The sequence below is a fragment of the Rhodococcus sp. SB1D genome (genome assembly GCF_048573875.1).
GTDB classification, from domain to species: Bacteria; Actinomycetota; Actinomycetes; order Mycobacteriales; family Mycobacteriaceae; genus Rhodococcus_F; species Rhodococcus_F qingshengii.
This window is the reverse complement of record NZ_JBMAIQ010000029.1, coordinates 1-13,782: the sequence shown is the minus strand read 5'-3', so window position 1 is coordinate 13,782 and position 13,782 is coordinate 1. Positions and strand designations below refer to the sequence as shown.

At 61.1% G+C, this 13,782-nt stretch carries 2 protein-coding genes; both read right to left on the bottom strand.

The window, feature by feature from the left end; translation table 11 throughout:
• The coding region (locus ACN50D_RS31010; protein ID WP_419970251.1) for an amino acid adenylation domain-containing protein at window positions 1-8,496 on the bottom strand (8,496 nt) is incomplete at its 3' end.
• Window positions 8,497-8,589: 93 nt separating this feature from the next.
• Window positions 8,590-13,782, bottom strand: a 5,193-nt coding sequence (locus ACN50D_RS31005; RefSeq protein WP_419970250.1) for an amino acid adenylation domain-containing protein, incomplete at its 5' end; no start/stop codon positions are given.

Here is a 13,782-nt window from a genome sequence, read left to right as displayed (position 1 = left end):
AGTCAACGCCGCCCGCGCACCCGAACCAATCTCCGACTCCATCCGCGCAGCCAACAACTCCACCGACGACGCCTCGAACAACACCCGCACCGGAACCTGTGCATCGAGCGCCTGCCCCAACCGAGCGGCCATTCGAGTAGCAATCAAAGAGTTTCCGCCGAGTGCGAAGAAGTCGTCATCCAGACCCACTCGCTCGACCCCGAGTACCGCCGAGAAAACAGAAGCGACAATTTGTTCTACCGGCGTGACCGGGGCCCGGAACACCGCAACCTCGAACACCGGCTCCGGCAACAACTTCCGATCCAACTTCCCAGACGAGTTCAGAGGCAACTCGTCCAAGACCATGATCGCGTTCGGAATCATGTAGACAGGTAGCGATTCAGGAAGCGCATTCCTCAAGACTTCTACGTCGATCACAGAATCCGGGACCGCGATCACATATGCGACCAGCTGATCGCCCATATCGGTGGATGCCACAGTGACCACACACTGAGCTACCGTCGAATGCGCCAGCAGAGCTGACTCGATCTCACCCAGTTCGATCCTCTGACCACGGAATTTGACCTGAAAATCGGTACGCCCGACATACTCGAGTTCGCCTGCGGTGTTCCACCACACCAGGTCCCCGGTGCGATACATCCGACTGCCACCGGGATTGATTTCACCGTTCGTGTCGCTCGCCTCCACAAATGGGTTCGCGACAAAACGATCACTGGTGAGATCGGGTCGCGCGACGTAACCGCGCGCCAGTTGATCACCGGCCAGATACAGCTCACCCGCAACGCCTACCGGCACCGGCTGCAACCGACTGTCCAACACGTAGACCTGCGAGTTCCACTCGGGCACCCCGATCGGAATCCCTGTTGATTCCGATCCATCGACCTCGTAGTAGGTGATCGAGACCGCAGCCTCGGTTGGGCCGTACACATTGTGCAGGCCTGCAGACGACACCTGAGCGAATGCACGCACCGTCTCGACCGGCAATGCCTCACCGATCACGAATACGTCCCTCAGTGACACCAATGCGTGTTCCGGAACCGAAGTCGCGAAGACGGTCAACATCGATGGAACGAAGTCCGTCAGCGTCACCCGATGATCTTCGATCAGACGAGCCAGATACGCGGGATCTCGATGGCCGTCGTGAGATGCCAGCACCACTCTCGTACCGGACAAAAGCGCAGTGAAGTATCCCCACAACGAGACGTCGAATGTCGTAGCAGTCTTCTGCAAATAGACGTCTTCTGGGCCGATGGCGTACTGATCCTGCATCCACAGGACCTGGTTCACGATGGCGTGATGCGACACCGCAACGCCTTTGGGCTTGCCCGTGGAACCCGAGGTGAAGATCACGTAGGCGGCATTCACATCATGCAGACGACCGCGACGATCAGCATCGGAAATGACTGAAGCCGAGTAGCTCGAAAGATCGACATTGTCGATCAACAGCACGTCGGCGCCGTTCGGCGCTACGAAAGCGTCCCTCGTCGTCGACAGCACACAGACTGGATCGGCCGTCGTGAGGATGTGCCCGATTCGCTCGGCGGGGTGATCGGGATCCAAGGGCACGTAGGCTCCGCCCGCGGCGATCACCGCGTACATACCTACTACCAGATCGAGCGATCGACGCATCGCCAAGGCCACCAACGATTCGGGCCCGACACCATCTTCGATCAGCTTGCGTGCCAATTTGTTCACACGTTCCGACAACTCGCCATAGGTCAGCGACTGGCCGTCGAACACCACGGCAACAGCATCGGGTGCCAACGCAACGCGAGTGTCGAACAGCGAAGCCAATGTCTCACTGTTCCCGACGTCATGTGCGGTGGAGTTGCGCGCAGTCAACAGCGACTCGCGCTCGGCCTCGTCCAACAGCTCGATGTCACCCACGGTGATCGACGGATCCACGACCACCTGTTCGAGGATCCTGGTGAACCGATCGGCGAATCCACGAATCGTCGACTCGTCGAACAGATCTGTGGCGTATGCGAACTCGGCGAACATGCCGTCTTCGAGCGCATCTTCGACGCGGGGAGCGAGAGTAAGTTGAAGATCGAATTTCGCGATACCGGCATCGAACTCGACGCCTGAGACTTCCAATCCCGAAAGCTCCAAAGCATCCTGCGACATGTTCTGGAAGAACAACGCGACCTGGAACAGCGGGTGATGTGCCTGCGATCGGGTGGGATCGAGCACCTCGACCAGCCGCTCGAACGGAACATCGCCGTTGCCGAGCGCCTGAAGGTCTGTCCTCCGCGTTGCCGAGACGAGCGCACTGAACGAACTGGCGAGGTCAACAGGAGTCCGCAGGACCAGTGTATTCACGAACATACCGATCACATCGTCGAGCGCCTTTTCGCCTCGCCCTGCAACCGGAGTACCGATCACGATGTCACTGGTACCGGACAACCTTGCGAGAAGCACGGCGAGGGCCGAATGCACCACCATGAACAGCGATGCGTTCCGCTCGCGTGCGAGTGAGTCCAAGCTCGACCGAATCTCTTCGCTGACGGAGAAGCGATACGTAGCGCCACGATTCGAGGCGACGACCGGGCGGGATCGGTCAGCCGGTAACGCAAGCACTTCCGGAGAATCACGGAGGACGGAGCGCCAGTGGTCCAGCTGAGCCGAGATCAACGAATCCGGGTCGTCCTCGTCGCCGAGGACCTCCCGCTGCCAGAGTGCATAATCGGCGTACTGCACCTCGAGCGGAGTCCAATTCGGAACGCCGTTCGAAACCCGAGCGGTGTAGGCAACCATGACATCCCGAGTCAACGGGCGCATCGAGAAGCCGTCCGCTGCGATGTGGTGCACAACGAAGGCCAGAACGTACGAATCCTCTGCAAGTTCGAACAACCCGACTCGAACCGGAACGGTTGACGTCACGTCGAAACCCTGGAGCGCGAAACTCAGAAGTTCGTTGTGAATATGCGAGGCGTCGATGACCTTCGGTGTCAGTTCAACCGGCACCTCGGACGACGGGAGGACTACCTGGTGTCCTTGTCCACCTTGCTCCGGATAGACGGTCCGGAGCGACTCGTGGCGTTCGATTACATCAGAAATCGCATGCCTCAGCGCCGAAACATTCAGGACGCCTTTGATATTCAATGCGATTGGAATGTTGTTGACGGCAGAATCAGGATCGAAGCGGCTGAGGAACCACATTCGCTGCTGAGCTAGTGAGAGTGGGATCAACGCCGGCCGTGGGCGGGCCACGAGCGCGGTCCTCCCTCCTGCCCCTGCGATCAACTCAACCTGCGCTGCCAAACCTTCGACAGTCGAAGCATCGAACAACACCCTCACCGGAACCTGAGTGTCGAGCGCTTGACCTACGCGAGCCACCAACTGCGTTGCGACCAAAGAGTTTCCGCCGAGCTCGAAGAAGTCGTCATCCAGACCGACCTGTTCCAACCGGAGAACATCTCCGAAGACGCCGGCCACAGCGATTTCGGCGACACTCGACGGTGCCCGAAACTCGCGCGCCACGAACACCGGATCCGGAAGAAGCTTCCGATCCAACTTCCCCGACACACCCAACGGCAACTCTTCCAGCACCATCACCACCGCCGGCACCATGTAACCCGGCAGACGACCCGCAACAACTCTCTTCAACTCGTCAACGTCCACCACACCACCAGCGGCCGTAACGTACGCAACCAACACATCCTCACGCACAACCACAACTACCGACGACACCGACTCGTGCTCACGAATCACCGACTCGATCTCACCGAGCTCGATCCGCAAACCGTGCAACTTCACCTGAAAGTCACTACGCCCGATGTACTCCAACTCGCCCGACGCAGTCCACCGCACCACATCACCGGAGCGATACATCCGCCCACCATCACCCGAGAACGGATTCGCCACAAATCGATCCGACGACAAATCCGGCCGACCCACATACCCACGAGCCAGCTGAACACCCGCCAGATACAGCTCACCCGCAACACCTACCGGCACCGGACTCAATCGAGAGTCCAGAACAAACACCTGCGTATTCCATACCGGAGCACCGATCGGCACCCCCAGAACATCCGCCGGCACCACCTCGTGGAACGTCACATCCACCGCCGCCTCGGTCGGACCATACAAATTGTGCACCCCGACACCCGGCAACACAGCCCACACATCGGCAACAACACTCGCCGGCAACGCCTCACCTGACGCGAACACCCGAGTCAGCGAAACACACGCAGCCACAGACGAATCCGTCACGAAAACCTCGAGCATCGACGGCACGAAATGCACCGTCGTCACACCCTCCCCCACAATGACCGACGTCAAATACCGCGGGTCACGATGCCCATCCGGCACAGCCACCACCAACCGAGCACCAACCTGCAACGGCCAGAAAAGCTCCCACACCGACACATCGAACGTGAACGGCGTCTTCTGCAACACCACATCCGACGAATCCAACCCGTACTCGTCCTGCATCCACGCCAACCGATTCACAATCGCCGCATGCGAAACCGACACACCCTTCGGACGCCCCGTCGACCCCGACGTGAAAATCACATACGCCGCATTGCCCGACCGCAAAGGCGAGACCCGATCGATATCCGAAACAGAGTTATCCGAAAAACCAGACACATCAACAACATCAACCTCGACCACCGGTACCACACCGGCATCGAATCCAACGTCAGAGGTACTGATCACGCATACCGGCGACGCCGACTCCAACACGTACGCATTGCGCTCCGCAGGCTGATCCGGATCCACCGGAACATACCCACCGCCAGCCTTGAGCACGCCGTAAACCGCAACCAACAAATCAACCGACCGACGTACCGCCACACCCACCAACGACTCCGGTCCCACACCCACCGAAACCAGGTACCGGGCAAGACGATTCACCCGCGAATCGAACTCCGCATATGACAGCGAAACACCCTCGAACGACACAGCTACCGAATCCGGCGACGCCGCAACCTGAGCATCGAACACGTCCACCAACGACACATCCGCAACCTCATGCGCAGTGCCATTCCACGACTCGAGCACCAAAGATCGCTCACCCGAATCGAACATATCCACATCACCAACCCGAACCGAGGGATCGGCAACCACTGCTTCGAGAACTGAAATCAACCGCTTTCCGATTGATTTGGCAGACGACTCGTCGAACAGGTCGGTCGCATAGACCAGTGCGACGGTCAAACCACCGACCTTGTCCGCGGTATCAGATTCCCACACAGTGAATTGGAGGTCGAACTTCGCGGCCGACGACTCTACGTCCAGTCCGGAAATGCGCAGTCCCGGAACCTCCAGACTTTGCTGCATGCTCTGTCCCAAGTTCTGCAGCGAGAGCATCACCTGGAACAACGGGTTCCGTGCCTGAGACCGGGCGGGGTTGAGTACCTCCACCAGTCGTTCGAATGGCACATCGGCGTGCCCGAAGCCGCTGAGGTCGGATTCGCGCGCCCGCGAAATCATGTCCCGTGCCGAAGCTTCGAGATCAACCTCCGTGCGGAGGACGAGTGTGTTGACGAACATTCCGATCAGGTCGTCGAGAGCTTGATCGCCTCGACCGGCGACCGGAGTGCCGATCACGATGTCCGAAGTCCCCGACAACCGCGCCAGCAGAATCGCCACGGCACTGTGCAACACCATGAACAGAGATGCGTTGTTGTCGAGCGCAATTCGATTGAGAGCCTGGTGGAGATCCGGCTCGATCGTGAATGTGTGCCCGGCTCCCCGGTTCGACGCGACGCGCGGGCGCGGGCGGTCCGACGGAAGATCGAGCTGATCGGGGATACCGGCCAACGCGTGGCGCCAGTAGTCGACCTGGCGAGTGATCAGAGAATCCGGGTCGTCTTCACTGCCGAGAACCTCGCGCTGCCACAGTGCAAAGTCGGCGAACTGTACGGGCAGCGGAGCAAGATCGTGCGAAATTCCCTGTGTCCGAGACACATAAGACGAAACGATGTCCTTGGTCAACGGTCCCATGGAGAACCCGTCACCGCTGATGTGATGGACGACGAACACGAGGACGAATTCGTCGGCGGCGAATTGGAAGAGTGCCGCCCGAATCGGAACCTCGGTGGTCACGTCGAATCCCGGAGTCACGAAGTCGGTCACGCGCTCGACGATCGCCGACTCGTCCACCCGTATGGGAGTCAGGTTCGGTACCACGGCTGCAATGTCGACCAGGCGCTGATATCCGACGCCGTCGACCTCCGGGTACACAGTCCGAAGGATCTCGTGCCGCTCGATCAAATCCTCGAGTGCGCCTTGCAACGCATCGACATCGAGCGCTCCGCTGAGCCGCAGCGCGACCGGAATATGGTCGACTGCCGATTCTGGTTCGAATCGATTGAGGAACCACATGCGCTGCTGTGCCAAAGACAGCGGAACCAACTCGGGGCGCTCGCGAGGGATCAGGGGAACGTGAGCCTTGCGGTCTTCTGAGATTTTCGCTTCGTCGATGAAGACGGCAAGTTCTGCGGCGGTGGGTGCGTCGAAGAAGTTGCGCATGTCGATGGCGATGCCGTGTTCGGCATTGATCCGCGCAACCACGCGAGTGGCGAGCAATGAGTTGCCGCCCAGTTCGAAGAAGCCGTCATCTGCCCCTACCCGATCCTGCCCGAGTAGATCGGCAAAGATCGCGACCACACCGGCTTCGGTGGGTGTCGCGGGCTCGCGATACTCAACCGTCTTCGACGCGAATTCGGGTGTGGGCAAAGCCTTTCGATCCAGTTTGCCGCTGGCGTTGAGCGGAAACTCGTCCAGTTCGACGAACATGGCAGGGATCATGTAGTCGGGTAGCCGTTCGCCAAGCGACGACGTCAGATTCTCAGAATCGATACCCTCGGCGACGATGTAGGCCACCAAGTTGTCACCGATCGTTTCGTCCGAATGGACGATCACCACGGCTTGGGAAACACCTTCGCAATCGAGCAGTGCCGCCTCGATCTCACCGAGCTCGATGCGCAGACCGCGGAGCTTGACCTGAAAGTCGGTGCGACCGATGTATTCGAGCTGACGGTTCGCTCCGGCACCGCGCCAGCGCACCAGGTCTCCGGTTCGGTACATCCGGGATCCGTCAGTAGCGCCGGGCCGCGCCACGAATCGGTCTGCCGTGAGATCGGGACGCGACACGTATCCCCTGGCCAGCTGAATCCCGGCAAGATAGAGCTCTCCTGCTACACCCGACGGCGAGGGCCGCAGCGCATCGTCGAGCACCAGGAGCTCGGTGTCCGCAACTGCTGCACCGATCGGCACCGACACCTGATCCTGCTCGCCGGTTTCGTAATAAGTCACGTCGACGGCGGCTTCGGTCGGGCCGTACAGGTTGTGGAGTCCAGCGCTGCTGACCTCGCGCAGACGTGCCGCCGTTCGAGCCGGCAACGCCTCACCGGAAGCGAACACGTAGCGAAGGGTTTTGACCTGCGCAACAAGGGGTTCGGCGACGAACACGGCGAGCATCGACGGCACGAAGTGCACCGCCGTCACTCCGCGCTCGATCATCGTGCGAGCCACGTACACCGGATCACGATGTCCGTCGGGTTCCGCGATCACCAGCGATGCACCGACCTGCAGCGGCCAGAAGAACTCCCACACGGACACATCGAAAGTGAAGGGTGTCTTCTGCAAGATCACGTCGTCGGCAGTGAATCCGTACTCGGTCTGACGCCATTGCAGGTTCGCGACGATGGCACGGTGAGAGACTGCAACGCCTTTGGGGCGTCCGGTCGATCCGGACGTGAAGATGACATACGCAGTGTTGTCCGCGCGCAGCGGCGCCAACCGGTCGGCGTCGGTGACAGTTGTCTCGGCACGACCCGACAAGTCGAGGGTGTCGACGTCGAGCGTGGGCGTACCGTGCGGCAGCACCACGGCATCGGACGTTCGTGTGAGCACAGCCGTGGGCTTCGCGATCTCGAGTACGTAAGCGAGACGGTCGGCAGGATGATCCGGGTCGAGTGGAACGTACGCGCCGCCGGCCTTGACGATCGCGTACATCGAGACGAGGAGATCGATCGATCGACGCATCGCGAGACCGACGAGGCTGTCCGGTCCGACACCTGCCGCGACGAGTTCACGGGCCAGGCGGTTCGCCCGCGCGTCGAACTGCGCGTAAGTGAGCTGCGTTCCGGCGTAATCCAGCGCGAGCGCATCCGGCGTCCGCTCGACCTGCTCGTCGAAGAGTCCTGCGAGGGTCACGTGTGCATCGGACTCCGACGCGACCTCCACGATCGAAGTGCCGTCGGTGATGAGACGGTCGACCACCGCGCCGAGACCGTCGGCCTCGCTGCCGATCAGCTCTGGCAGCACCGTGGAAACGACAACAGGAACCAGGGCATCCGCCCCCAATGCCCCACCCATCGCGGTGTCGAGAGTGACCAACTCGTCATTGAGTCGTCCGTAGCTGATTTCGGTTCCACCGTGGCTCAGAGCCACACGATCAGGATCTACCGCCGCAACTGCAGCCACCAACTTCGGCAGATCTTCGATCGTCAGCGACTGCGGTCCCGGAATACCGACGGACATCTACACTTCCTCCAACTGACTTTCGTGAAGTGCGCCCCGGTCGAGCACAGCGTTCTGCTCGGCCGGAGGCGTTCACTGGGCAAATACTGAATGTTACCCGGCCGTACCCCCACGGCCCGCTGACACCGACTGTGCGTCAGCTATCACCGAGCTCACAAGTGTGGCGAGACCGTCGACGCCAAGTGCCGGCAGGATGCCCGGAACAAGTCCGGCGAGCGACACAGAAACCAGAGCATCGGGGGCGAGAGCAGCCCCCATGGCGGTACGCATGGCAACGAGCTTGGTCGACAACTCACCGAAGGTGACAGCCTGATCACCGTGGGTGAACGCAATTGCCTCAGGATCGGCGGCCGCCGCTGCGGCTGCCAGTTCGGGTAGGTCCGCCGCGGACTTCGGCTCGGCAGCGCTCGCTTCCTCGCGTTCCTGCTCGGTCACGATGTCGATCGTGCGAATCACGACCCCGGGATCGGTCACCAGTTCTTCGAGCACCCGCCCGAATCGCGCCGCAAAAAGCGCGATGGTCGATTCGTCGAACAGGTCGGTCGCATAGGTGAAACGCATCCTCAGCCCGGACAGCACCCCGGCATCGTCGAATTGCTCGATACCGGTGAGCTGCAGATCGAACATCGCCTGGTCGAAACCGTTGTCGACCGCAGAGAGCTCGAGGCCCGGGAGCTGGAACGTACCGAGAGCCATGTTCTGGAAGGTGAGCATGACCTGGAAGAGCGGCGAGTATGCGTGAGAGCGCTCTCGCCCCAGTTCGTCGACCAACCGCTCGAACGGTACGTCGGCATTGGCGAATGCCGACAAGTCCTTGTCCTTCACGTGTGCCAGAACGTCGACGAACGTCGAAGCAGGCGCGATCTCCGTTCGCAAGACCAACGTGTTGACGAACATCCCGACAAGATCGTCGAGCGCCCGCTCACCTCGACCCGCGATCGGCGTACCGATTGCGATGTCGTTCGATCCACTCATCTTCGCCAACAGCACGGCCAGGGCAGTGTGAACCACCATGAAGACTGTCGAGTTCTGCTCCCGTGCGATCGTCGCGAGCCGGTCCGTGGTCTCGGAATCGACGGCAAACTCGAATTCCGCACCGCGCATGCTGGCCCGCGCCGGCCGCGGCCGGTCGGTCGGCAGTTCCAGAAGCTCCGGAGTGCCCTTGAGCTCGTTCACCCAGTACGCGAGTTGACGGCCCAGCTGACTGTCCGCGTCCTCCGGCGATCCGAGGACATCACGCTGCCACAGCGTGTAGTCGGCGTACTGCACCTCGAGCGGAGCCCACTCCGGGGTCTCCCCGCCGGTACGTGCGGTGTACGCAACCATGGTGTCTCTGATCAACGGAGCCATCGAGAAGCCGTCACCGCTGATGTGGTGAATGACAACGACGAGGACCCGCTCGGATTCGTCGACCTCGAAGAGACGGATTCGCAACGGAACGGCTGTCGTGACATCGAAGCCCTCGCGAACTGTGTCAGCCACCTGCTCGGCGACCGACGCTTCGTCGGTTGCGATCACTTCCAGTCCCACCGCCGCTGCGGAGCGAGGCAGGATCATCTGAACCGGTCCGTTGCCCCGGTCCGGGTATACCGTCCGGAGCACTTCGTGACGCTCGATCAGATCCGACACCGCTGAGTGAAGTGCGTCGACATCGAGTGCGCCGGACAGCCGGATCGCGACGGGGATGTTGTACGCACCCGAGGTCTTGTCGAACTGATTGAGCACCCACATACGTTGCTGCGCCAACGACAGCGGAATCTCGTGCGGACGCACCTGAGCCACCAACGGTGGGCGGCCACCAGATCCCGCGTGTTCGAGAACCCTCGACGCCAATGCCCCGACAGTCGACGCCTCGAAGATCACGCGGACCGGAATCTGCGCGTCCAACGCCTCACCCAGCCTCGACACGACCTGCGTCGCGACGAGAGAGTTTCCGCCGAGCTCGAAGAAGTCGTCGTCGAGTCCGACCCTCGCCACACCGAGTACGTCAGCGAACACACCCGCCACGATCTCTTCGACGGGGTTGGTCGGCGCACGGAATTCGGTCGCCTCGAATTCGGGGTCGGGCAGGGCTTTGCGATCGACCTTGCCGTTGATGTTGAGCGGTAGTTCGTCCAAGACCATCAATGCCGCCGGCACCATGTAACTCGGCAACTCAGCCACAAGAGTCCGCTTCAAGGTTTCGACATCGATGCTTTCCCCGCTTTGAGGAACGACGTAGCCGACAAGTCGATCACCGATACGCGCATCCGACTTGGCCACCACCACAGCGGAGTCCACGCTGGCCTGCTTGCGAAGAAGCGCTTCGATCTCACCGAGTTCGATGCGGTAGCCACGGATCTTGACCTGGAAGTCGGCGCGCTCCACGTAGTCGAGTTCGCCGTTCTCCGTCCACCGGACGAGGTCGCCCGTGCGGTACAACCGCGAACCCGCGTCACCGAAGACGTTGGCCACAAATCGTTCCGACGTCAGATCCGCGCGACCGTGATAGCCGCGAGCAAGCTGGGCACCGGCGAGGTAAAGCTCCCCGGTGACTCCGACGGGGACCGGATGCAAACGCGTGTCGAGCACGAACACCTGCGTGTTCCATTCGGGGGCACCGATCGGCACCGAGGTCGTATCGTCCGAACCGACGACGTGCGCTGTCACCGAGACGGCGGCCTCGGTCGGACCGTACAGATTCACCAACTGCGCGTCGCTGAGTTCTGCGAACTCGGTCGCGGTCGCGGCCGGCAACGCTTCACCGATCGCAAGCACCTGACGAAGTGATTCCGGAAGGCCATTTTCCGATGCCGACTGCAACATCGCGAGCATCGACGGCACCACGTGGAGCGTCGTGATCTTCTCCCGGGTCATCAGGTCGAGCAGGTAGCTCGGGTCCTTGTGACCTTCGGGTTCGGCAATCACCAGTCGTGCACCGGAAGTCAGTGCCGACCAGAACTCCCAGACCGAGAGGTCGAACGTTGCCGCGGTCTTGAGCACCATCGCATCGGATCGGTCCAGGCTGTACTGATCGCGCTTCCAGAGAATCTGGTTGACCACCGCCTGATGCGAGATCGCGACGCCCTTCGGTCGCCCCGTCGATCCCGACGTGAAGATCACGTAGGCGGTGTTGCCCACTCGCAGTGGAGCAATCCGATCCGCATCGGTAACCGTCGCTTCCGCGTAGGACGCGAGATCGATCGTGTCCACCTCGATCACGGAATCACCGAACGCCGGATTCTTCGCAGTGGTCGAGGCAGTGAGGACGCAGACCGGATCTGCCATGGTCAACACGTACTCGATGCGGTCCGCCGGGTGGTTCGGATCGATCGGTACGTATCCACCACCTGCCTTCACCACCGCGTACATGGCGACCAGCAGTTCGACCGATCGCTCGATTGCCAACGCGACCAACGACTCCGGACCGACACCGGTTGCAATCAGATGGCGTGCGAGACGGTTCACACGTGCATCGAACTCGGCGTAGGTCAGCGACGTGTTCCCTGCGATCACTGCCACCGCACCCGGGTTCGAACCGACCTGCTCGTCGAACAGTTCGACCAGAGTGACTCCCGGGACGGAGTGATCGGTCTCGTTCCAGCGGTTCAGGATCCGGTCGCTCTCGGACGAATCCAGCAGCGCGAAGTCGCCGACGGTCAACGACGGATCGGACGCGATCTCCGCGAGCAATCGCACGAATCGATCGGCGAAGTCCTGCACGGTCGACTCGTCGAACAGATCATGCGCGTAGCTGAACATCGACGTGATGCCGGCTGCAGATCCGTTCGCGTCGTACCGATCACTGACGATCAACTGAAGATCGAACTGCGCGACCCCGTTGTCGATATCGACGCCCTTGACGGTGAGCCCCGGAAGCTCGAGCCCTCCGGTTTCCATGTTCTGGAAGAGGAAGCCGACCTGATAGAGCGGATGACGAGCGGTCGAACGCGGTGGGTTGAGCACCTCCACGAGTCGCTCGAAAGGAACGTCCGAATGTGCAAATGCTTGAAGGTCGGTCTCCCTGACACGTCCGAGCAGGTCGAGGAACGGCGCGCCGCTGTCGATCTGCGTACGGAACACCAAGGTGTTCACGAACATGCCGATGAGATCGTCGAGTGCCCGCTCACCACGTCCTGCAATGGGTGTACCCACCGCGATGTCCTCGGTTCCGGACAGTCGAGCCAACAACATCGCGAACGCAGTGTGCGTGAGCATGAACAGCGTCGAATTATTTGCCCTGGCAAGACCGCTCAACCGAGCATGCAACTCTGCATCGATATCGAAGTGCAGATAACCGCCGCGGAAGGACTGCGTCGCGGGGCGCGGCCGGTCGGCGGGAAGTGCAAGCTGATCAGGCAGCCCGGCAAGAGCATTGCTCCAGTACGCAATCTGCTGCGAAGCAATAGATCCCGCGTCTTCCTCACTGCCCAGCACCTCTCGCTGCCACAGGCTGTAGTCGGCGTACTGAACGTCGAGAGGAGCCCAGGACGGTGTGTACCCGGCAACCCGCGAGGCGTATGCGGTCACGACATCCCGAGCGAACGGTGCCATCGAGGAACCGTCGGCGGAAATATGATGAATCGCGACACCGAGTACGTATTCGTCGGAAGCCAACTGGAACAACCGGATACGAATCGGAATCTCGCGTGTGACGTCGAAGCGCGTCGACGCCAGCGCGACCAACTCACCTTCGAGTTCGTCCACGCCAGTCGGTTCTGCGACGATTTCGTCCGACCAACTCGACACGGGCTTGACGACCTGCACCGGACCGTCTCCGATTTCCGGGTAGACGGTTCGAAGTGATTCGTGCCGCCCGATCACATCAGAAATCGCCGCGCTCAGCGCCGAGACGTCAAGATCGCCCTGAAGGCGCAGCGCCATCGGGATGTTGTATGCCGCTGCACTCCCGTCGAATCGGTTGAGGAACCACATACGCTGCTGCGCCAACGAAAGCGGAATCCGCTCTGGCCGCTCGACCGCGGTCAGCGCGACTCGCCCACCCGACCCGGTCCGGCTTTCGGCGTGCGCTGCGAGATCCTGCACCGTGGATGCTTCGAACAGAACTCGAACCGAAAGTTCGGTGTCGAGAGCATCGGCGATTCGTTTGATCGTGCGAGTGGCGTTGAGAGAGTTGCCGCCGAGCTCGAAGAAATCGTCATCGAGACCCACACGATCAACACCCAACACCTCGGCAAACACCGACGCAACGATCTCCTCCACCGCCGTCACCGGAGCCCTAAACACCGCAACCTCGAACACCGGCTCCGGCAACAACTTCCGATCCAACTTCCCCGAAGCATTCAA